Source organism: Streptomyces sp. M41 (assembly GCF_043673425.1).
Lineage (GTDB): Bacteria > Actinomycetota > Actinomycetes > Streptomycetales > Streptomycetaceae > Streptomyces.
Genome location: NZ_JBIMKE010000003.1, coordinates 377,124 through 397,469, shown reverse-complemented (window position 1 = coordinate 397,469; position 20,346 = coordinate 377,124). Strand labels below are relative to the sequence as shown.

Genomic DNA, 20,346 nt, shown 5'->3' with positions numbered 1-20,346 from the left:
TCGTGAAGGACGCCTTCGGCCTCCCCCAGTCCCTGCTCGTCCTCGGCGGTACGTCCGAGATCGCGCTGGCCACCGCACGCCGCCTGATCGCGCGCCGCACCCGCACGGTCTGGCTGGCGGGCCGCCCGTCGGAGGCGCTGGAGCGGTCCGCGGCACAGCTGCGCGCCCTCGGGGCCGACGTGCACACCGTGGCCTTCGACGCGCTCGACCCCGAGTCGCACGAGGCAGTGCTCGGCAAGGTCTTCGCCGAGGGCGACGTCGACATGGTGCTGCTCGCCTTCGGCGTCCTCGGCGACCAGGCACGTGACGAGCGCGAGCCGCTGAACGCGGTGCGCGTCGCCCAGACCAACTACACGGGCGCCGTGTCGGCGAGCCTGGTCAGCGCCGGCGCCCTCCAGTCCCAGGGCCACGGCTCGCTCGTCGTGCTCTCCTCCGTCGCCGGTGAGCGGGCCCGCCGCGCCAACTTCATCTACGGCTCCAGCAAGGCCGGCCTCGACACCTTCGCCCAGGGCCTGGGCGACGCCCTGCACGGCACCGGCGTGCACGTCATGGTCGTACGTCCCGGCTTCGTCCGCTCGAGGATGACCGCCGGCCTGGAGGAGACACCGCTGGCCACCACGCCGGAAGCGGTGGCGACGGCGATCGAGATCGGCCTGCGCCGCCGCTCGGAGACGGTGTGGGTACCCGGCGCCCTCAGATTCGTGATGTCAGCACTGCGCCACGCCCCGCGCGGCCTGTTCCGCCGCCTGCCGCTATAGGTCAGCCGCCACGGAGCCCGCCGTACCGACGCCGGACTCACCAACGCCCCGGGGCGCGAGGAACCGCGCACCCAGCCAGAACCCACCCGCACGAAGACCAACCCTCGCCGCACCCCCCATCGCGTGCGAACCGGCGGAGCTAACTCGTCGGGATGGACCCGCGCTCCACCGACCCCGCCTGCGGCGGAACCACCGCGCTGCCGAAGGCGTAGTCCCTCAGCTTGCGCCACACCCCGTCGGCGCCCTGTTCGTACAGGGCGAAACCGGTGCAGGGCCACTGCGCCTCGTAGTCGGCGAGCTCCTCGAAGGCGCGGTCCATCGACGCGTCGTCGATGCCGTGCGCGACCGTGACATGCGGGTGGTAGGGGAACTGAAGCTCGCGGGCCACCGGCCCGGAGGCGTCACGGACCTGCTTCTGGAGCCAGGTGCAGGCCTCGGCGCCGTCGACGACCTGGACGAAGACGACCGGCGACAGGGGCCGGAAGGTGCCGGTGCCGGACAGCCGCATCGGAAAGGGGCGCCCGGCCGCCGCGACCTCGACGAGGTGCGCCTCGATCGCGGGCAGCAGCGAGGAGTCGACCTCGGTCGGCGGCAGCAGCGTGACATGGGTCGGGATGCCGTGAGCCGCGGCGTCGCCGAAGCCCGCGCGCCGCTCCTGGAGCAGGCTGCCGTGAGGCTCCGGGACCGCGATCGACACGCCGATCGTTACGGTCCCCACGTCGTCTCCTGTCATCTGTCGGTGAGCTCGTCTGTCACGAGGAGCTCGTCCTGTTGTGAGCTCGTGCCCTGTCGGTGAGCGCGAGTGGCCGCCGAAACGGCCACCCGGCTATCGACTGTACGGCTACGGCCGCGCTGCGGGCAGGCGCAACCGTAGTGATGTGCAGCGCTGTGCGGTGGTACGGCGGTGTGCCGGCCGCCGTGTGTGCTGTGGGGGGCGTCAGTGCTTGGCGGGCAGGAAGCCCACCTTCTCGTACGCCTGGGACAGCGTCTCCGCGGCGACGGCACGTGCCTTCTCCGCACCCTTGGCCAGGATCGAGTCCAGCGTCTCCGGGTCGTCCAGATACTGCTGGGTGCGCTCCCGGAAGGGCGTCACGAACTCGACCATGACCTCGGCGAGGTCCGTCTTGAGCGCACCGTAGCCCTTGCCGTCGTACTTCTGCTCCAGTTCCGCGATTCCCGTACCCGTGAGGGTCGAGTAGATGGTGAGCAGGTTGCTGATGCCGGGCTTGTTCTCGGCGTCGTAGCGGATGACGGTGTCGGTGTCGGTGACGGCGCTCTTGACCTTCTTGGCGGTGGCCTTGGGCTCGTCGAGCAGGTTGATCAGGCCCTTCGGCGTGGACGCCGACTTGCTCATCTTGATCGACGGGTCCTGAAGGTCGTAGATCTTCGCCGTCTCCTTGAGGATGTACGGCTTCGGCACCGTGAAGGTCGGGCCGAAACGGCCGTTGAAGCGCTCGGCGAGGTCACGGGTGAGCTCGATGTGCTGGCGCTGGTCCTCGCCGACCGGGACCTCGTTGGCCTGGTACAGCAGGATGTCCGCGACCTGCAGGATCGGGTACGTGAACAGGCCCACCGAGGCCCGGTCCGCGCCCTGCTTGGCGGACTTGTCCTTGAACTGGGTCATGCGGGACGCCTCGCCGAAGCCGGTGAGGCAGTTCATGATCCAGGCGAGCTGGGCGTGCTCGGGGACATGGCTCTGGACGAACAGCGTGCAGCGCTCGGGGTCGAGCCCGGCCGCGAGGAGCTGGGCGGCGGCGAGCCGGGTGTTGGCGCGCAGGTCGGCGGGGTCCTGCGGGAGCGTGATCGCGTGCAGGTCGACGACCATGTAGAACGCGTCGTGGGACTCCTGCAGGGCAACCCACTGGCGGACGGCGCCGAGGTAGTTGCCGAGGTGGAACGAGCCTGCTGTGGGCTGGATTCCGGAGAGCACTCGCGGACTACGCGGCATGGCGGAGCCATTCCCCCGAGGGTGGTGGTGGGCGACGGGTGGGCGATCAGAGGCCATGTTCTTCATTGTCTCAGAGAGCTCGGGGGGCTCTGTGCGTGGGGAACTGCGGACCGTGATGGGTCTGTCGCGCAGGTCCCCACGCCTCTGACGGGGAGCTTCAGCCGAGGTCGATCTCCGGGTACAGCGGGAAGCCTGCCACCAGGTCCGTCGCCCTGCGGGAGATCTCGTCGGCGATCTTGGTGTCCAGGACGTGCTGGGCCTTCGAGGGGGCGCCCGACTTGGTCGTGCCCGGCTCGGTGGTGGTGAGGACGCGGTCGATGAGGGCGGCGACCTCGTCCATCTCGGCGGTGCCCAGGCCACGGGTGGTCAGGGCGGGGGTGCCGATGCGGATGCCGGAGGTGTACCAGGCGCCGTTGGGGTCGGCCGGGATGGAGTTGCGGTTGGTGACGATGCCGGACTCGAGGAGCGCGGCCTCGGCCTGGCGGCCGGTGAGGCCGTAGGAGGAGGCGACGTCGATCAGGTTCAGGTGGTTGTCGGTGCCGCCGGTGACGAGGGTCGCGCCGCGGCGCATCAGGCCCTCGGCCAGCGCGCGGGAGTTGTCGACGATGCGCTGGGCGTAGTCCTGGAAGGCGGGCTGCCGGGCCTCGGCGAGGGCGACGGCCTTGGCGGCCATGACGTGCGGGAGCGGGCCGCCCAGGACCATCGGGCAGCCGCGGTCGACCTGGTCCTTCAGGGAGTCGTCGCACAGGACCATGCCGCCGCGCGGGCCGCGCAGCGACTTGTGGGTGGTGGTGGTGACGATCTGGGCGTGCGGGACCGGGTCGAAGTCGCCGGTGAGGACCTTGCCGGCCACCAGGCCCGCGAAGTGCGCCATGTCCACCATCAAGGTCGCCCCGACCTCGTCGGCGATCTCGCGCATGATCCGGAAGTTCACCAGACGGGGGTAGGCGGAGTAGCCGGCGACGATGATCAGCGGCTTGAACTCGCGGGCGGAGGCGCGCAGCGCCTCGTAGTCGATCAGGCCCGTGGCGGGGTCGGTGCCGTAGGAGCGCTGGTCGAACATCTTGCCGGAGATGTTCGGGCGGAAGCCGTGGGTGAGGTGGCCGCCGGCGTCGAGGGACATGCCGAGCATGCGCTGGTTGCCGAAGGCGCGGCGCAGTTCCGCCCAGTCGGCCTCGGTGAGCTCGTTGACCTGGCGGACGCCGGCCTTCTCCAGGGCGGGGGCCTCGACGCGGGCGGCGAGGACGGCCCAGAAGGCGACGAGGTTGGCGTCGATGCCGGAGTGCGGCTGGACGTAGGCGTGGCGGGCGCCGAAGAGCTCGCGGGCGTGCTCGGCGGCGAGGGACTCGACGGTGTCGACGTTGCGGCAGCCGGCGTAGAAGCGGCGGCCGACGGTGCCCTCGGCGTACTTGTCGCTGAACCAGTTGCCCATCGCCAGGAGGGTGGCCGGGGAGGCGTAGTTCTCGGAGGCGATCAGCTTGAGCATCTCGCGCTGGTCGGTGACCTCCTGGCCGATGGCGTCGGCCACGCGCGGCTCGACGGCGCGGATCACGTCGAGGGCGGCACGGAAGGCGGTGGACTCGGTGGAGAAGGGCTCGGCTGGCATGGGGACCTCCGGACGTCGTGTACAGCGTTCACGGTACGGCCCAGGCGCACGGCACTCGGTGCTGGACGACGGGGTCCAGTGGGCCGCTCCCCGATGGTCGGTCCCATCCCAGCGCGCCAGTCACGGCCCGTCGGTCAGACTACCGGGCGCGCCGAGGCGGCGTGGTCCCGCGTCCACCATGCGAGCAACGATAGGAAGGGGCCGCACAGCACTCGAGCAGCCAGAATTGGACAGTGGCCACGAGCCTTGTGACTGCCGCAGTACGGGCCCTCGTGGTGGCGGAAACGGAGAGCCCCGTGAGTACGTCGAACACCACCGAATCCCTGATCGCCGCGGTCGACGCGCACAGCGCGCACACCTATCACCCGTTGCCGGTCGTGGTGGCGACGGCGGACGGGGCCTGGATGACGGATGTGGAGGGGCGGCGGTATCTGGATCTGCTGGCCGGGTATTCGGCGCTCAATTTCGGGCACGGCAACCGGCGGATCCTGGACGCGGCGAAGGCGCAGCTGGAGCGGGTGACGCTGACGTCGCGGGCGTTTCACCACGACCGGTTCGCGGCGTTCTGCGAGCAGCTCGCCGAGCTGTGCGGGATGGAGATGGTGCTCCCGATGAACACGGGGGCGGAGGCGGTGGAGACGGCGGTGAAGACCGCCCGGAAGTGGGGGTACCGGGTCAAGGGTGTGCCGGGCGAGATGGCGAAGATCGTGGTCGCGGGCAACAACTTCCACGGCCGTACGACGACGATCATCAGCTTCTCCACCGACTCGGAGGCCCGGGCGGACTTCGGGCCCTACACGCCGGGCTTCGAGATCGTGCCGTACGGGGATCTGACCGCGATGCGGGAGGCGTTGACGGAGAACACGGTGGCCGTGCTGCTGGAGCCGGTCCAGGGCGAGGCGGGGGTGCTGGTGCCGCCGGCCGGTTATCTGCCGGCGGTGCGGGAGCTGACGCGGGAGCGCGATGTGCTGTTCGTGGCGGACGAGATCCAGTCGGGGCTGGGGCGCACGGGTCGTACCTTCGCGTGCGAGCACGAGGGAGTGGTGCCGGATGTGTATGTGCTCGGCAAGGCGCTCGGGGGCGGGGTCGTGCCGGTGTCGGCGGTGGTGTCGTCGGCGGCGGTGCTCGGGGTGTTCCGGCCCGGGGAGCACGGGTCGACCTTCGGGGGGAATCCGCTGGCCTGTGCGGTGGCGCTGGAGGTGATCGCGATGCTGCGGACGGGCGAGTTCCAGGAGCGGTCGGCGCAGCTCGGCGCGCATCTGCACCGGGAGCTGGGCCTGTTGGCCGGGACGGGACGGGTCACGGCGGTGCGCGGGCGCGGGCTGTGGGCGGGGGTCGACATCGCCCGGGCGGTCGGTTCGGGGAGGGAGGTGGCGGAGAAGCTGATGGACCGGGGTGTGCTGGTGAAGGACACCCAGGGGGCGACGATCCGTATCGCGCCGCCCTTGGTGATCGGCAAGGAGGACCTGGACTGGGGGCTGGCCCAGTTGCGGAGCGTGCTCGGGGTGTGAGGCCCCGGGGGGTGTCCGGTGGCTCGTTCGTCCTCGGTGTACGGCGGGTGTCCGGCGTACGGCGTCACAGGATCACGTGGGGCAGGAAACGGGCGTACTCGTCCGTGATCAGGCCGGACGACTCCCGGATGCCCAGGCCCGCCGACTCGTCCTCGACGACCCACGCGCCGAGGACGACGTGGTTGCCGTCGAAGGCGGGCAGCGGGGCCAACTGCTGGTAGCAGTAGGGCTCGTCGCGTACGACGGGTTCGGCGCCCTTCTCGTGCACGGTCACTCCGGAGCCCTCCCGACCCAGCAGGGGCTTGGCGACATGGCCCGTGGTGTCCGCCAGCTCCCGCGGTCCGTCGAGATACGCGGGCAGGAGGTTCGGGTGGTCCGGGTAGAGCTCCCAGAGGACGGCGAGGAGGGCCTTGTTGCTCAGGAGCATCTTCCAGGCCGGTTCGATCCACAGGGTCGTGCCCGTGCCGCCGCCGTTGTCGAGGGTGTCGAGGACATGGCCGGCGAAGCGGTCGGTGGTGAGCCACTCCCAGGGGTAGAGCTTGAAGCAGCTGCGGATGAAGCGGAGCCGGGTGTCGACGAAGCGGCCCGAGAGGCGGTCCCAGCCGATCTCCTCCATGGAGATCCAGCCGGTGTCCAGGCCCGCCTGCTCGGCTGTCTCCTTCAGATAGGCGACCGTCATCACGTCCTCGCCGAGCTCGTCGGCGGAGGAGTACGCGAAGTACAGGGGGCTGCCCGGCGGGAGCAGGGCGGACTGCTTCTTCCAGGCGGCGACGAGGCGTTCGTGGAGGGAGTTCCACTGGTCGGCGCCGGGGAAGCGCTCCTCCATCCAGAACCACTGCGGGGAGGCGGCCTCGACCAGTGAGGTGGGGGTGTCGGCGTTGTACTCCAGCAGTTTCGCCGGGCCGGTGCCGTCGTAGCGCAGGTCGAAGCGGCCGTAGAGGGAGGGGAGTTCGGCGCGGCGGCGCCAGGACTCGGCGATCGCGTCCACGACGCGCGGGTCGGTGATGCCGAGGTCGGTGAAGCGGTTCTCGGCGACGATGTGGGCCGCCGCCGTCAGGCACATGCCGTGCAGTTCCTCGACGACCTCCTCCAGCGCCTCGACCTCCGCCAGGGAGAAGACGTAGTGGGCGCTCTCGTCCCAGTACGGGCGCAGGGAGTTGTCGGGGTGGCGGGTGAGGGGGTAGATGAGCCCCTGCTCCTCGACGGTCTGCTGCCAGCCGGGGCGGGGTTCGATCGTGCGGCGCTCCATCGACCGGTCCGCTCAGCCGCCGCCGCTGCCCGAGCCCGAGCAGCCGAAGCCGCCTCGGTCCACGGCCTCGCTGCGGCTGAAGGTGCCGTAGTCGGCGCGACCGCCGGAGACTTCGGCGTCGTAGTACCAGGCCGAGTCGGAGCCGGCGGACCTCTTCCTGCCGCTCTTGGACTTGGACGAGCCGGAGCCGGAGGTGCAGTTCTTGTCCGCGACGACCTTGTAGCCCTCGTAGGTGTAGCTGTCGCGGTCGACGCAGCGTCGGTCGGGTTCCGAGCCGCAGGAGGTCAGGGCCGCCGCGATGACACCCATGCCGCCGAGTACGACCGTGCTCGAGCGCAGCCTGCGTCGTGTTTCCGCCATGTCTGTCTCCCCCGGTGATCCGTTCCGTGCCGATGCGCACATCTGATCCGTGCACGACGACCGTCCGCGCACGATGGCAGTCCGTGCCCGATGACAGTCCGTGCACGATGACAGTCCGTGCGCGATGAACTGTTCGATTTCGATCTTCTCGATCTCCGCCGTTCGGCGGACAGCTTAAAGATCGCCCCGTCGCAGGCGCGCAAGGCCCCCGGTCACCGCCCTCCCGCCTACAGTCGCTTTGTGCTCTTTGGAATGATCTGCGCCCTTGGTGCGGCGGTCTGCTTCGGCGCCGCCACCGTCCTCCAGGCGATGGCGGCACGGACCGCGAGCGCTCAGGGCGGCCGGGGCGGCGAGGCGGGTGTGCTGCTGCGGTCGCTGCGGCAGTGGCGGTATCTGGCCGGACTGGCCCTGGACGGCCTCGGGTTCGTGTTGCAGGTCGCCGCGCTGCGGTCGCTTCCCATCTACGCCGTCGCGGCGGCGCTGGCGTCCAGCCTCGCGGTGACGGCGGTGGTCGCGGCGCGGTTGCTGCATGTGCGGCTCAGCGGGCTCGAGTGGGGCGCGGTGGCCGTGGTCTGCGCCGGGCTCGCGATGCTGGGGCTGGCGTCCGGGACGGAGGGCGATCGGGAGGGGCCGGAAGCGCTGAGGTTCGCGATGCTCGGAGTGGCGCTGGTGATCCTGGGGGTGGGGCTGGCGGGCGGGCGGTTGCCGGAGCGCGGGCGGGGGCTGGTGCTCGGGCTGGCGGCCGGGTTCGGGTTCGGGGTGGTGGAGGTGTCGGTCCGGCTGATCGACACCATCGATGTGCCGAAGCTGCTGGCGAATCCGGCGACCTACGCATTGCTGCTGGGCGGTGGGGCCGCGTTCCTGGCGCTGACCTCGGCCTTGCAGCGGGGGTCGGTGACGACGGCCACGGCGGCCATGGTGATCGGGGAGACGGTCGGACCGGCGCTGGTCGGGGTGGTGTGGCTGGGGGACCGTACCCGGGAGGGGCTGGAGTGGCTTGCCGTGCTGGGATTCGTGGTGGCCGTGGCGGGCGCGCTGGCGCTGGCACGGTTCGGGGAGGCACCGGCGCAGACCCCCGAGTCGGCACCGGCGGACTCACCGTAGGGCGGGTGCCCGCACGAGGGTTCCGCCCGCCGGCCCCGCCCGGGTGTCACGGCAGGACCCGGCAGAGTGCCTCCAGGGCCCCCGTCCAGGCGTGGTCCGGTGGTGTTCCGTAGCCGATGACCAGGGCGTCCGGGGGCGGTGTCGGGGTGGTCTCGTGGCGGAAGAACGTCAGGCCGTGCACGGCGAGGCCCTGCCAGGTGGCCGCCTGGACGACGGACTGTTCGGTGCCGGGCGGGAGGCGCAGCAGGACGTGCAGGCCGGCCGCGATGCCGGTGACCTCGAGGTGCGGGGCCTCCTCGGCCAGTGCCCGTACCAGGGCGTCCCGGCGGCGCCGGTAGCGCAGTCGGGAGGCGCGGACATGGCGGTCGTAGGCGCCGGACGTGAGGAACTCGGCGAGGGTGAGCTGGTCCAGGACGCCGCAGGTGTCCGTGCCGCCCTTCGCCGCCGTCACCTCCTCCACCAGGGCCGGCGGCAGCACCATCCAGCCCAGGCGCAGGCCGGGGGCGAGGGACTTGCTGGCCGTGCCCAGGTAGACGACGTGGTCGGGGTCCAGGCCCTGGAGCGCGCCGACGGGCTGGCGGTCGTAGCGGAACTCGCCGTCGTAGTCGTCCTCCAGGACCCATCCGCCGGTGCGGCGCGCCCAGTCCACCACCGCCGCCCGGCGGTCGCGGTGCAGCGGCACCCCCATGGGGAACTGGTGGGCGGGGGTGAGCAGGACCGCCGCCTCGCCCGTCAGCGCGCCCGGGTCGGTGCCGAGTGCGTCGAAGGGCAGCGGGGCCGTGCTGAGACCTGCCGACGTCAACTGCCTCCAGTGCGGGGGGAGACCGTACGACTCCACCGCGACCGTGTCCGCACCGCGCGCCCGCAGCACTCTGCCGAGCAGGTGCAGGCCGTGCATGAACCCCGCGCACACGACGACGCGTTCGGGGTCGGCGCGTACGCCCCGCGCCCGGGAGAGGTAGCCGGCGAGGGCGGTGCGCAGTTCGGGGTGGCCACGCGGGTCGCCGTAGCCGAGGGACTGGTGCGGGGCGGCGAGGAAGGCACGGCGGGCCGCCTTGAGCCACTCGGTGCGGGGGAAGGCGGAGAGGTCGGGGGTGCCGGGGACCAGGTCGTAGACGGGACGGGGACGCTACCGGCGCGGTGGGGACGGGGTGGCGGCACGGGTCGGGGTGGCGGCGTGGCGTGGAGAGGTGGCACGGGTCGGAGTGGTGGCGTGGCGTGGAGAGGTGGCCGGTCCAAGTGCGGGAGGAGTACCGGGCGGGGCGGCGGCGTGTGGCAGGGCCGCGGTGCCGGGCGGTGCGGCCACCGCGCGGTCGGCCACTTTGGTCGCCGAGCCCTGGCGGGCGGTGAGCCAGCCCTCGGCGACCAGGTCGGCGTAGGCCTCGGCGACCGTGTTGCGGGCGATGCCGAGATCGGCGGCGAGGGAGCGGGAGGACGGCAGCCGGGTGCCCGCAGCGAGGCGTCCGGTGCGGACGGCGTCGCGCAGGGCGTCGGTCAGTCCCCGGCGCAGGCCCGGACCCGCCGGTTCCAAGTGAAGGTCGATGCCCAGAGTGGCCCAAGGTTTCCCCATGGAATTGGACCATACTCCTGGGCTGCTTCGTTCCTAGGGTCGAGACCATGACGATCAGCGACACCAGGACCGACCCGGGGACGAGCACGGCGTCCCACGCAGCGTCCCACTCGCCCTACGCCCCCGAGCGACCCGCCCGGCTCCCCTGGGCCCAGCTCGCGCCCGACGTGTACAAGGCGATGATCCGCCTCGACACGGCCGCCAAGAAGGGCCTCGACCACAAGCTGTACGAGCTGGTGAAGATCCGTGCCTCGCAGCTCAACCACTGTGCCCTGTGCGTCGACATGCACAGCAAGGACGCCCTCGCGGCGGGTGAGAGCGTCGAGCGGATCATCCAGCTCAGCGCCTGGGACGAGTCCCGGCACTTCTACACCGAGAAGGAGCTCGCGGCGCTGGAGCTGACCGAGGCGGTGACCGTCTTGACTGGGGGCACCTCCCGGACGAAGTCTGGGGGAGGGTTCGTGCCCGACGCCGTGTACGACAGGGCCGCCGAGCACTTCGAGGAGGCCGAGCTGGCGCAGTTGATCTCCGCGATCGCCGTGATCAACGCGTGGAACCGGTTCGGGGTGACCTTCCGCATGGCGCCGGGCCACTACCAGCCGGGACAGCACGGGTGACGGTCCGGACCAGGCTGCTGGACCGGGCCGTCGGGCAGGCGATGTCCGCGCTGAGCGCGACCGCCAAGAAGGGCCTCGGGGACGGCGCGCTCGCCGAGCTGGTCGTGATCCGGGCCTCGCAGCTCAACCACTGCGCGTTCTGCCTGGACATGCATCTCGCGCTCGCCCGTGAGCAGGGCGTCGACGAGCGGCAGCTCGACCTGCTGGCCGCCTGGGAGGAGGCGGAGGGCGTCTTCGACGAGCGGGAGCGGGCCGCGCTCGCACTGACCGAGGCGGTGACCGTCCTGACTGGGGGCACCTCCCGGACGAAGTCTGGGGGAGGGTTCGTGCCCGATGCCGTGTACGACAGGGCCGCCGAGTACTTTGACGACATCCAACTCGCCCATCTCGTCGGGCTGATCGTCGCCATCAACAACTGGAACCGTGTGATGGTCGGCCGGCGCATTCCACCAGGGGGATACTCACCGTGACGCAGACCGTGAGCAAGGCAGCCGGGAGCAAGGTCGAGGCTTTACGCGCACTGCACCGGCGTACCGCGCCCGGTGACCCCCTCGTCTTGCCCGGCCCGTGGGACGCCGCCAGTGCCCGTGTCTTCGTCGAGGCCGGGTTCCCGGCACTCGCCACGCCCAGCGCGGGTGTCGCCGCCTGCCTCGGCCACGAGGACGGGCAGAGCCCGGCCGACGAGATGTTCGCGGCCGTCGCGCGGATCGTGCGGGCCGTCGACGTCCCGGTGTCCGCGGACATCGAGGGCGGCTACGGGATCGCGCCGGACGAATTGGTGGAGCGGCTGCTGGAGACGGGCGCCGTGGGGTGCAACCTCGAGGACTCCGAGGACGGCGTCCTCAAGGACCCGCGGGGGCACGCCGACTGGCTCGCCGAGGTACGGCGCGCCGCCGCCGACCGGGTGTTCGTCAACGCCCGGATCGACACCTTCATCCGGGCCGCCGCGGGCGCCGACCCCAAGCAGAGCGCCGAACAGGCCATCGAGCGGGCCGCGTTGTACGTCGCCGCGGGCGCCGACTGCGTGTATCCGATCGGCGCCCCGACGGACGTACTGCCGCTGCTGCGGTCCGGCATCCAGGGGCCGATCAATGTGCACGGCACGGTGACCGGTGGCCCCTCGCCCACCGAACTCGGTGAACTCGGGGCCACGCGCATCACGTTCGGGCCGGGCCTCCAGCGCAGCGCCACCGAGGCATTGCGCGAGATCGCGGCCGGCCTGGCGAGGTGAGAGCCGGGGAGCCGGGGCGGTGCCCCGCCCGGGTCAGGACAGCCACGCCTTCCAGGTGGACTCGTGGCTGTCCACCCACTTCTTCGCCGCCTCCTCGGGCGACAGCTTCTGCTCGGCGATCATCAGGGAGACCTCGTTCTGGTCCTCGGTCGTCCACTTGAACTTCTTCAGCAGGGCCGCCGCCTCGCCGCCGTTCTCGGCGAAGTCCGCGTTGAGGTACTTCTGGAGCGGGGTGTGCGGATAGGCGCAGGCGACCTTCTCGGGATCCGCGTCGCAGCCCTCCTTGTACGCGGGCAGCTTCACCTCGGTCATGGGGACCTTCTTGAACAGCCACTGCGGTTCGTACCAGTACGTCAGGAAGGGCTTCTTCTCCTTGGCGAACTGCTTGATCTGCGTGATCTGCGCGGCCTCCGACCCGGCGAACACCACCTCGTAGTCCAGGTCGAGGTTCTCCACCAGCGCCTTGTCATTGGTGACGTAGGAGGGCGAGCCGTCCATCAGCTGGCCCTTGGCACCGCTCTCCGCGGTGCGCAGCTGGTCGGCGTACTTGTTGAGGTTCTTCCAGTCGGTGACGTCCGGGTGCTTCTCGGCGAAGTACGTCGGGACGAACCAGCCGATGTGCCCGGTGACGCCGAGGTCGCCGCCGCCCACGATCGTCTTCTTGTCCTTGACGTACCGCTGCTCCTCCTCCGGGTGCCCCCAGTCCTCCAGGAGCGCGTCGACCCGGCCCTGGCTGAGCGCGTCCCAGGCGGGGACCTCGTCGATCTGGACGGTGTCGACGCGGTAGCCGAGCTCGTGCTCCAGCAGGTACTGGGCGACGGCCACGTTGGCCTGGGCGCCGACCCAGGACTGGACGGACAGCGTCACGGTCTTGGCGCCCTGGGCGTTGGCGAAGGGCGAGGCCTGCTTGGTCATGTCGGCGGCGCCGCAGCCGGTGAGCAGGGCCAGCGAGGACACACCGGCCACGACGGCGGTCGTACGCATACGTCGGGTACGAAGTCGCATGTCACGCTCCCTTCTTCGCGCGGCGTTCCGTCGGCTGGGTCACCCGGTCGAGCATCAGGCCGAGGCAGACGATCGCGGCGCCGGCCACCAGACCGGTCGCGAGGTCGCCCTGCGCGAGGCCGAAGACGACGTCGTAGCCGAGGGCGCCGCCGCCGACCAGACCGCCGATGATGACGACGGCGAGGACCAGGACCACGCCCTGGTTGACGGCGAGCAGCAGGGCCGGCCGGGCGAGCGGGAGCTGGACCTGGCGCAGCTGCTGCGCCGGGGTCGCGCCGAGCGAGCGGGCCGATTCCAGGGCGGCCGGGTCGACCTGGCGCAGTCCCTGGGTGGTGATGCGGACGACGGCGGGCAGCGCGTAGACGACGGCGGCGGCGACCGCGGGGGCGCGGCCCACGCCGAACAGCGCGACGACCGGGATCAGGTACACGAACTGCGGCATCGTCTGGAAGACGTCCAGGACGGGGCGCAGCAGCCGTTCGACGCGGTCGCTGCGGGCCGCCGCGATGCCGGTGGCGAAGCCCAGCACCAGGGTGACGGCGACGGCCGCCAGCACCTGGGAGAGGGTGTCCAGCGACGGCTTCCACACTCCGAGCGCGCCGATCGCGGCCATGGCGAGCACGGCGGTGAGCGCGGTGCGCCAGGTGCCGATCAGCCAGGCCAGGGTGGCGACGATCAGCAGGACCGACCACCAGGGCAGCCACTGGAGGCCGTCGCGCAGGGGGTTGAGGACCCAGGTGGTGAAGTGGGCCGCCCAGTCGGCGGTGCCGCCGACGACGGGAACACCCGAGTAGAGGTGCGCGGTCATCCAGTCGACGGCGCGGTTGACCGGCTCGGCGATGTTCAGGGTCCAGGCGTCGGGCCAGTCGAGGCGGCCCGCGAGACGTCCGGCGACGGCGACGGCCACCGCGGCGATCAGGGCGTACAGCCAGCGTGCCCGGCCGTTCGGGTGCGGCTCGTCGGCGAGGCTCGCCCCCGCGGCGCCGGTCACCCGGTCCAGGACGACGGCGAGCAGCACGATCGGGATGCCGGCCGCGAGGGCGGCGCCGACGTCGACCGTGGCGAGCGCCTGGTAGACGCGGTCACCGAGGCCGGCGGCACCGATCACGGAGGCGATGACCGCCATGGACAGCGCCATCATGATCGTCTGGTTGAGGCCGAGGAGAAGCTCGGCCCGGGCCAGCGGGATGCGGGCGGTCAGCAGCCGCTGCCGGCCGGTGGCGCCGAGCGACTCGACCGCCTCCAGCACCTCCTTGTCGGCGCCGCGCAGGCCGAGGGCGGTGAGGCGGGCCATCGGCGGGGCGGCGTAGACGACGGTGGCCAGGACGGCGGCGGGGACGCCGATGCCGAAGACCAGGACGACGGGCAGCAGGTAGGCGAAGGCCGGGAGCACCTGCATGGTGTCCAGCACGGGCCGCAGGAGCTTGTCCATACGGTCGGACAGCCCGGCGGCGAGGCCCAGCAGCGCGCCCACGACGGCCGAGGCGAGCACGGCCACCACCATGAGCGCGAGGGTCTGCATGGTCGGGATCCACATGCCGAGAAGCCCGCAGGCCAGGAACGCGACCCCGGTCCCGGCGGCGAGCCGCCACCCGGCGACCCGCCAGGCGATGAGGGACGCGGCGGCGGTGACGCCGGCCCAGCCCGCGGCGAGCAGCACGAGGTACACGGCGCGTACGGACAGCACCACCGCGTTGCTGATGTGCCCGAAGAAGTAGAGGAAGACCGGGTGGGTGTCCCGGTTGTCGATGATCCAGGTGCTGGCGTCGGTCAGCGGCTCGGAGACGTCGACGGTCAGCGCGGCCGGCCAGCTGCCGCTCGCCCAGCGGGCGTTGGCCAGCGGGACGAGGATCGCGGCGACGAGGGCGAGCAGCACCAGCTTGCGCAGGGCGGGGCGTTTGAGAACGCCGGGCAGGGTGACTCTGGGGGCGGGAGCGGTGACGGTGGCCATCAAGCCACCTCCTTGCTCTTCTCCGCCCCCGCTACGACGCCCGGCTCGGGGCCCGCCGTATCGCCGTGTCCGGTCCCCGCCACGACCTCGAGGAGCCGCTCGTGGTCGACGACGCCCAGGCAGCGGGCGCCGTCCATGACGCGAGCCGGGGAGCCGGTGCGGGCCACGGCCTCGATGGCCTCCGACACCGTCGCGCCCGGCGCGATCGCCGGGCCGCTGCCGGCCTCGTCGGCCGAGGCGGGGCGCATGGCGCTACGGACCGTCAAGACCTGTTCGCGCGGGACGTCGCGGACGAACTCGCGGACGTAGTCGTCGGCCGGGGAGCCCACGATCTCCTCGGGGGTGCCGAGCTGGACCACACGCCCGTCGCGCATGAGGGCGATACGGTCGCCCAGCTTCAGCGCCTCGCTGAGGTCATGGGTGATGAAGACCATCGTGCGGCCCTCTTCGCGGTGCAGGCGGACGACCTCCTCCTGCATGTCCCGCCGGATCAGCGGGTCGAGCGCGCTGAACGGCTCGTCGAACAGCAGGACTTCGGGGTCCACCGCGAGCGCCCGCGCGAGGCCCACGCGCTGACGCTGACCGCCGGACAGCTGGCCGGGCCTGCGGTGCTCCATGCCCTCCAGGCCGACCTTGGCCACGACCTCGGCGGCCCGCTCACGGCGCTCGGCCTTGCCGACGCCCTGGATCTCCAGGCCGTACGCCACGTTGTCCAGGACGGTGCGGTGCGGCAGCAGGCCGAAGTGCTGGAAGACCATGGCGGCGCGGTGACGGCGCAGTTCGCGCAGCCGGGTCTTGTCCATGGCCCGCACGTCCTCGCCGTCGATGGCGATGGTGCCGGCGGTCGGCTCGATGAGCCGGGTCAGACAGCGCACCAGGGTGGACTTGCCGGAGCCGGACAGGCCCATGACGACGAAGACCTCGCCCTTGCGGACGTCGAAGGAGACGTCCCTGACGGCCGCCGTGCAGCCGGTGCGGGCGCGCAGCTCGGCGGGTGCGAGGGCGGTCAGCTCCGGGTCGTCGGGGACGCGGTGTGCCTTCGGGCCGAAGACCTTCCACAGGCCCTCGACGGAGAAGACCGGCGTCCCGGTCGGCGGCTTACGGGTCTCGGGTGTCGTGTTCTGAGGCGTCATCTGAGGAGTCGTGCTCATCACGCCTCACCTCCCATCAGGTCCGCCGCCTTCTCTCCGACCATGAGCACCCCGATCATCGGGTTCACTGCGGTCATCGTCGGGAAGACGGAGGCGTCGGCGATTCGGATTCCGTCCAGGCCGCGGATCCGCAACTGCGGGTCCACCACGGCCAGTTCATCGTCGGCGGCTCCCATACGGCAGGTGCCCGCCGGGTGGTACACGGTGTGCGCGACCTTGCGCGCGTACTCGCTCAGCTCCTCGTCGCCGGTGACGTCCGGGCCGGGGCACACCTCGCGCTTGAGCCAGCCCGCCAGCGGCTCGGTCCTGGCGATCTCGCGGGCGATGCGGATGCCGTCGACGAGGGTGCGGCCGTCGTAGTCGTCCTCGTCGGTGAAGTAGCGGAAGTCGAGCGCGGGCTTGACCTCCGGGTCGGCGCTGGTCAGGTACAGCCGGCCGCGGCTCTTCGGCTTGGGGATGTTCGGGGTCATCGAGACGCCGAACTCCGGGCGCTCGTAGCCCAGTCGCTCCGGGTTGTCCGTGAACGGGATCTGGTAGAAGTGGAACATCAGGTCGGGGCCCTGGTGTTCGGGGTCGCGGCGCACGAACAGGCCCGCGTCGGAGTCCATCGCGGAGTTGTCCGGGATCGGGCCGTCGGTCTCCCAGACGATCACCGACTCGGGGTGGTCGAGCAGGTTCTCGCCGACGCCCGGCAGATCGTGCAGCACCGGGATGCCGAGCCGGGTGAGGTCCTGGGCGGGGCCGATACCGGAGTGCATCAGCAGTCGGGGCGTGTCGACGGCGCCGGTGCTCAGGACGACCTCGCGGCGGGCGCGGATCAGCAGTTCCTCGCCGTCCTTGGTGCGCACATGGACGCCCTCGGCGCGGGTCCCGTCGAACTCCAGCTTGTACGCCCAGGTCTCCAGCAGGATCGTCAGGTTCTCGCGCTCGTCCATGACGGGGTGCAGATACGCCACCGACGCCGAGGACCGCTTGTTGTTCTCGGGGTGGTAGGCGAGGTCGAAGAAGCCGACGCCTTCGGTGAAGGGCTGCTTGTTGAAGCCCTCGACGCGCGGGACGCCGAGCGCGCCCTGCGCGGCGTCGACGAAGTCGCGGGCGATGGCGTTGCGGTCCTTCTCGTCGACCGGGACGATGTTGTTCTTCAGCCGGGCGTAGTACGCCTCCATCGGCACCGCGCCCCAGCCCTTGGCGCCGGCCTCCTCCCACTCGTCCCAGTCGGACGGCAGCGGCTTGAAGGCGATCAGCGTGTTGTGGGAGGAGCAGCCGCCCAGGACGCGGGCCCGGCTGTGCCGGATGTGCGAGTTGCCGCGCGGCTGTTCGGTGGTCGGGTAGTCGTAGTCCAGCTCGCCGCCGAGCAGACCCATCCACCGGCGCAGGGTCAGGACGTCGTCGCGGCCGATGTCGCTGGGGCCGCCTTCGATGACGGCGACCGTCACGTCGGGGTTCTCGGTGAGGCGGGAGGCGATGACGGAGCCTGCCGTGCCGCCTCCGACGACGACGTAGTCGTAGACAGGGGTGTTCTCGGACATGAGGGGGGTACTCCAGGGCTTGCGAAGTCTTGTGCGGCGAGCGGGGGCGGTGTGTCAGCCGGTGTCAGCCGGTGAACCAGCGGACCGGCTTCGGGGCAAGGTTCTGGTAGACGTGCTTGGACTCGCGGTACTCGGCGAGTCCGGCGGGGCCGAGTTCGCGGCCCACCCCGCTCTTGCCGAAGCCGCCCCACTCCGCCTGCGGGAGGTAGGGGTGGAAGTCGTTGATCCAGACGGTGCCGTGCCGCAGCCGGCCCGCCACCCTGCGCGCGCGCCCGGCGTCGGTGGTCCACACGGCGCCGGCGAGGCCGTACTCGGTGTCGTTGGCCAGGGCGATCGCCTCGTCCTCGGTGCGGAAGGTCTCGACGGTCAGGACCGGGCCGAAGACCTCCTCGCGCACGACGCGCATCTCGCGGTGGCAGTGGTCGAGGAGGGTCGGCTCGTAGAAGTAGCCGTTCCGCGGACGCTCGGCGGACGGCTCGGGCCGCTTGCCGCCGGAGCGCAGCACCGCGCCCTCCTTGAGGGCGGACTCGACGTACGCCTCGACCTTGGCGCGCTGCTGCTCGGAGACGAGCGGCCCGCACTCGACGCCGTCGGCGGTGCCGCGGCCGAGGCGGATCTTCTGGGCCCTGCGGGCGAGTTCGGTGACGAAGCGGTCCCGGACGGACTCCTCGACGATGAGCCGGGCGCCGGCCGAGCAGACCTGGCCGCTGTGGATGAAGGCGGCGTTGAGGGCCTGGTCGACGGCGGTGTCGAAGTCCTCGTCGGTGGCGCAGGCGTCGGCGAAGACGACGTTGGGGTTCTTGCCGCCGAGTTCGAGCGCGACCTTCTTGACGGTGGGTGCGGCGGCCTGGGCGACCTTGGTGCCGCTGACCAGGCCGCCGGTGAAGGAGACGAGGTCGACGTCGGGGTGCTCGGCGAGCCGGGCGCCGACGGAGTGGCCGGGCCCGGTGACGATGTTGGCGACCCCGGCCGGCAGCCCCGCCTCGACGAGCAGCTCGATCAGCGCGACCGTCGTCAGCGGGGTGATCTCGCTGGGCTTGACGACGAAGGTGTTCCCGGCGGCGAGAGCCGGGGCGATCTTCCAACTCGCCTGGAGCAGCGGGTAGTTCCAGGGGGTGATCAGCGCGCACACGCCGACCGGCTCATGGACGACGACACTGTGGATGTCGGGCGAGCCGGCGTCGACGACCCGGCCCGGGGCCTCGCCGGCGACGAGGTCGGCGAAGTAGCGGAAGGCGTCCGCGACGCAGTCGATGTCGACGCGGCCCTCCTCGACGGTCTTGCCGGCGTCACGGCTCTCCAGCAGGCCGAGCTCCTCGCGGTCGCGCACGAGCAGATCGGCGACGCGGCGCAGCAGGGCGGCGCGCTCGGCGACGGGGGTCCGGGGCCACTCTCCCTGGCCGCCGTCGAAGGCGCGGTGGGCCGCCGCCACGGCCAGATCGGTGTCCTTCTCGTCGCCCTCCGCGACCACGGCGAAGGGCGTCGCGTCCGCGGGGTCGAGGATCTCGCGTGTGGCTCCGGAGACGGCCGCACGCCATTCCCCTCCCGCGTGGATGGTGCCGCGCGCCTGGAGTTCCGTTCGTTCCGCCATGATCGAGTGTTGCCTTCCGTTCCTGTTCAGAGTCCCTGTGTCACATATGCGCCACGCACGGGACCGAGTGCGCCTGCCCCCTGGCCCCGGATGCATGCGCGGACTGCGAACGAAAGTGCGCTGCGTCACTACGAAAGCGGACGAACCGGGCGGAATGGGTCCGTCCGATAGTGGACCCCAACCCAACCTTTGACTAAAGTCAAAGAAATATGGAGCCAGTCTCAGCGGAGCACGTGACGGCCTTCCGCCGCTTCAACCGCTACTTCACCCGCCGCGTCGGCGTCCTGGACGACCACTACCTCGGCCAGGACCGCCCGCTGGGCGAGGCCCGGCTGCTGTTCGAGATCGGGGACGGCGCCTCCCTGCGCGAGCTGAGAAGCCGGCTCGGCCTGGACGCCGGGTATCTGAGCCGGATGGCCAAGGCGCTGGAGGGCCAGGGCATGGTCCGGCTCGGCGCCCACCCGCACGACAGCCGGGTGCGCATGATCGAGCTGACCCCGGCCGGGCGGGTGGAGGTCGAGGAGCAGAACCGGCGGGCGGGCGCGACGGCCGCCGGGCTCATCGAGGGCCTCAGCGAGACCCAGCGCGCCGAACTGGTCCGGGCGATGACCACCACCCAGCGTCTGCTGCGCCTCGCGGGCATCACCGTGGACCTCGTCGACGGCGCCGCTCCCCACGCCCGCGCCTGCCTGGACGCGTACGCGGCCGACATCGACGAGCGCTTCCCCGAGGGCTTCGACAAGGCCGACCTGGTACGGCCCGAGGAGGTGTCCGGCGACGCCGGCGCGTTCTTCGTCGCCCGCGAGGAGGGCCGCCCCGTGGGCTGCGGGGCGCTACGGCGCCTGGCACCCGGCGTGGGCGAGATCCGCCATGTCTGGGTGCACCCCGAGGCCCGCCGACTCGGCCTCGCCCGGCGACTGCTCGACGCCCTCGAACAGGAGGCCGGCGCACGGCACTTCACCGTCGTACGCCTCGACACGCACGCCGCGCTCACGGAGGCTCAGGCGATGTACCGGGCGTGCGGCTACACGGCGATCCCGGCCTACGACGACAACGTCTACGCCAGTCACTGGTTCGAGAAGCGGCTCCGCCCCGAGGACGGCCGCCCCTGAGCACCGCCGTGCGCCACGCCACGCCTCCGACCGCGGCCGACCGCGCCTGACCG

At 71.6% G+C, this 20,346-nt stretch carries 17 protein-coding genes and 1 pseudogene; 7 read left to right on the top strand and 11 right to left on the bottom strand.

Features of this window, described 5'->3' with window-relative positions; genetic code table 11:
- Positions 1–2: 2 nt before the first annotated feature.
- Entirely contained in the window at positions 3–758 is a 756-nt protein-coding gene (locus ACHBTE_RS06230; protein WP_394722387.1) for a decaprenylphospho-beta-D-erythro-pentofuranosid-2-ulose 2-reductase, read from the top strand.
- Between the two features lie 139 nt (positions 759–897).
- Here ACHBTE_RS06230 and ACHBTE_RS06225 read toward each other — a convergent pair whose 3' ends face one another.
- The 3 genes from ACHBTE_RS06225 to ACHBTE_RS06215 all read right to left on the bottom strand — a co-directional run bounded on the left by ACHBTE_RS06225 (position 898) and on the right by ACHBTE_RS06215 (position 4,312).
- Positions 898–1,476, bottom strand: coding sequence for a 2'-5' RNA ligase family protein (locus ACHBTE_RS06225; protein WP_394722385.1), 579 nt, complete (start codon positions 1,474–1,476; stop codon positions 898–900).
- 219 nt (positions 1,477–1,695) lie between these two features.
- Entirely contained in the window at positions 1,696–2,706 is a 1,011-nt protein-coding gene (gene trpS / locus ACHBTE_RS06220; protein ID WP_394722384.1) for a tryptophan--tRNA ligase, read from the bottom strand.
- Positions 2,707–2,863: 157 nt separating this feature from the next.
- Complete coding sequence (locus tag ACHBTE_RS06215; protein WP_394722381.1) at positions 2,864–4,312, bottom strand: glycine hydroxymethyltransferase; 1,449 nt, start codon at positions 4,310–4,312, stop codon at positions 2,864–2,866.
- 296 nt (positions 4,313–4,608) lie between these two features.
- Between ACHBTE_RS06215 and rocD the strand changes: the two genes are divergently transcribed.
- A complete protein-coding gene (rocD, locus tag ACHBTE_RS06210; protein ID WP_394722378.1) occupies positions 4,609–5,823 on the top strand; it encodes an ornithine--oxo-acid transaminase in 1,215 nt (404 codons plus the stop codon).
- 64 nt (positions 5,824–5,887) lie between these two features.
- Here the strand turns inward: rocD and ACHBTE_RS06205 are convergent, their stop codons facing one another.
- Together ACHBTE_RS06205 and ACHBTE_RS06200 are read right to left on the bottom strand one after the other, a co-directional pair.
- Positions 5,888–7,072 carry a glutathionylspermidine synthase family protein gene (locus ACHBTE_RS06205; RefSeq protein ID WP_394722377.1) on the bottom strand — a complete coding sequence of 395 codons (1,185 nt, stop codon included), beginning with the start codon at positions 7,070–7,072 and terminating at the stop codon, positions 5,888–5,890.
- 12 nt (positions 7,073–7,084) lie between these two features.
- Positions 7,085–7,432 carry a hypothetical protein gene (locus ACHBTE_RS06200; RefSeq protein ID WP_394722374.1) on the bottom strand — a complete coding sequence of 116 codons (348 nt, stop codon included), beginning with the start codon at positions 7,430–7,432 and terminating at the stop codon, positions 7,085–7,087.
- Positions 7,433–7,684: 252 nt separating this feature from the next.
- On the opposite strand from ACHBTE_RS06200, the gene ACHBTE_RS06195 reads away from it, so the two are divergent.
- Positions 7,685–8,536 carry a hypothetical protein gene (locus tag ACHBTE_RS06195; protein ID WP_394722487.1) on the top strand — a complete coding sequence of 284 codons (852 nt, stop codon included), beginning with the start codon at positions 7,685–7,687 and terminating at the stop codon, positions 8,534–8,536.
- Between the two features lie 46 nt (positions 8,537–8,582).
- On the opposite strand, the pseudogene ACHBTE_RS06190 reads toward ACHBTE_RS06195, so the two are convergent.
- A pseudogene (locus tag ACHBTE_RS06190) lies at positions 8,583–10,106 on the bottom strand (PLP-dependent aminotransferase family protein).
- A gap of 47 nt (positions 10,107–10,153) precedes the next feature.
- On the opposite strand from ACHBTE_RS06190, the gene ACHBTE_RS06185 reads away from it, so the two are divergent.
- Genes ACHBTE_RS06185 through ACHBTE_RS06175 form a run of 3 tightly spaced genes read left to right on the top strand, consistent with a single transcriptional unit; the run spans position 10,154 to position 11,954 of the window.
- Positions 10,154–10,723, top strand: coding sequence for a carboxymuconolactone decarboxylase family protein (locus ACHBTE_RS06185; protein WP_394722372.1), 570 nt, complete (start codon positions 10,154–10,156; stop codon positions 10,721–10,723).
- A complete protein-coding gene (locus ACHBTE_RS06180) occupies positions 10,720–11,193 on the top strand; it encodes a carboxymuconolactone decarboxylase family protein (protein WP_394722370.1) in 474 nt (157 codons plus the stop codon). The genes ACHBTE_RS06185 and ACHBTE_RS06180 overlap by 4 nt, the downstream gene beginning before the upstream one ends.
- 8 nt (positions 11,194–11,201) lie before the next feature.
- Positions 11,202–11,954: an isocitrate lyase/phosphoenolpyruvate mutase family protein gene (locus tag ACHBTE_RS06175; RefSeq protein WP_394722485.1), complete on the top strand. Its 753-nt coding sequence runs from the start codon at positions 11,202–11,204 to the stop codon at positions 11,952–11,954.
- Between the two features lie 33 nt (positions 11,955–11,987).
- On the opposite strand, the gene ACHBTE_RS06170 is transcribed toward ACHBTE_RS06175, so the two are convergent.
- The 5 genes from ACHBTE_RS06170 to ACHBTE_RS06150 form a co-directional block, all read right to left on the bottom strand.
- Complete coding sequence (locus ACHBTE_RS06170) at positions 11,988–12,959, bottom strand: ABC transporter substrate-binding protein (RefSeq protein WP_394722368.1); 972 nt, start codon at positions 12,957–12,959, stop codon at positions 11,988–11,990.
- Between the two features lies 1 nt (position 12,960).
- Positions 12,961–14,910 (bottom strand): ABC transporter permease, encoded by a 1,950-nt coding sequence (locus ACHBTE_RS06165; RefSeq protein ID WP_394722366.1) that lies wholly within the window; start codon positions 14,908–14,910, stop codon positions 12,961–12,963.
- Positions 14,910–16,043: a glycine betaine/L-proline ABC transporter ATP-binding protein gene (locus ACHBTE_RS06160; RefSeq protein ID WP_394722484.1), complete on the bottom strand. Its 1,134-nt coding sequence runs from the start codon at positions 16,041–16,043 to the stop codon at positions 14,910–14,912. Before ACHBTE_RS06160 ends, ACHBTE_RS06165 begins: the two co-directional genes overlap by 1 nt.
- A gap of 17 nt (positions 16,044–16,060) precedes the next feature.
- Positions 16,061–17,590 (bottom strand): GMC family oxidoreductase, encoded by a 1,530-nt coding sequence (locus ACHBTE_RS06155; protein ID WP_394722364.1) that lies wholly within the window; start codon positions 17,588–17,590, stop codon positions 16,061–16,063.
- A gap of 64 nt (positions 17,591–17,654) precedes the next feature.
- On the bottom strand, positions 17,655–19,181 hold the full coding sequence (locus ACHBTE_RS06150) for an aldehyde dehydrogenase family protein (protein WP_394722363.1): 1,527 nt from the start codon (positions 19,179–19,181) through the stop codon (positions 17,655–17,657).
- Positions 19,182–19,390: 209 nt separating this feature from the next.
- Here ACHBTE_RS06150 and ACHBTE_RS06145 point away from each other — a divergent pair, with 209 nt between their 5' ends.
- Positions 19,391–20,293, top strand: coding sequence for a GNAT family N-acetyltransferase (locus ACHBTE_RS06145; RefSeq protein ID WP_394722361.1), 903 nt, complete (start codon positions 19,391–19,393; stop codon positions 20,291–20,293).
- Positions 20,294–20,346 lie beyond the last annotated feature (53 nt).

What these genes read in the sequence shown, in the direction of transcription:
- ACHBTE_RS06160 (WP_394722484.1), bottom strand. Translation starts at nt 16,043, where the DNA reads ATGACGCCTCAGAACACGACACCCGAGACCCGTAAGCCGCCGACCGGG.
- trpS (WP_394722384.1), bottom strand. Translation starts at nt 2,706, where the DNA reads ATGCCGCGTAGTCCGCGAGTGCTCTCCGGAATCCAGCCCACAGCAGGC.
- ACHBTE_RS06215 (WP_394722381.1), bottom strand. Translation starts at nt 4,312, where the DNA reads ATGCCAGCCGAGCCCTTCTCCACCGAGTCCACCGCCTTCCGTGCCGCC.
- ACHBTE_RS06155 (WP_394722364.1), bottom strand. Translation starts at nt 17,590, where the DNA reads ATGTCCGAGAACACCCCTGTCTACGACTACGTCGTCGTCGGAGGCGGC.
- ACHBTE_RS06145 (WP_394722361.1), top strand. Translation starts at nt 19,391, where the DNA reads ATGGAGCCAGTCTCAGCGGAGCACGTGACGGCCTTCCGCCGCTTCAAC.
- ACHBTE_RS06205 (WP_394722377.1), bottom strand. Translation starts at nt 7,072, where the DNA reads ATGGAGCGCCGCACGATCGAACCCCGCCCCGGCTGGCAGCAGACCGTC.
- ACHBTE_RS06200 (WP_394722374.1), bottom strand. Translation starts at nt 7,432, where the DNA reads ATGGCGGAAACACGACGCAGGCTGCGCTCGAGCACGGTCGTACTCGGC.
- ACHBTE_RS06170 (WP_394722368.1), bottom strand. Translation starts at nt 12,959, where the DNA reads ATGCGACTTCGTACCCGACGTATGCGTACGACCGCCGTCGTGGCCGGT.
- ACHBTE_RS06185 (WP_394722372.1), top strand. Translation starts at nt 10,154, where the DNA reads ATGACGATCAGCGACACCAGGACCGACCCGGGGACGAGCACGGCGTCC.
- ACHBTE_RS06165 (WP_394722366.1), bottom strand. Translation starts at nt 14,910, where the DNA reads ATGGCCACCGTCACCGCTCCCGCCCCCAGAGTCACCCTGCCCGGCGTT.
- ACHBTE_RS06195 (WP_394722487.1), top strand. Translation starts at nt 7,685, where the DNA reads ATGATCTGCGCCCTTGGTGCGGCGGTCTGCTTCGGCGCCGCCACCGTC.
- ACHBTE_RS06150 (WP_394722363.1), bottom strand. Translation starts at nt 19,181, where the DNA reads ATGGCGGAACGAACGGAACTCCAGGCGCGCGGCACCATCCACGCGGGA.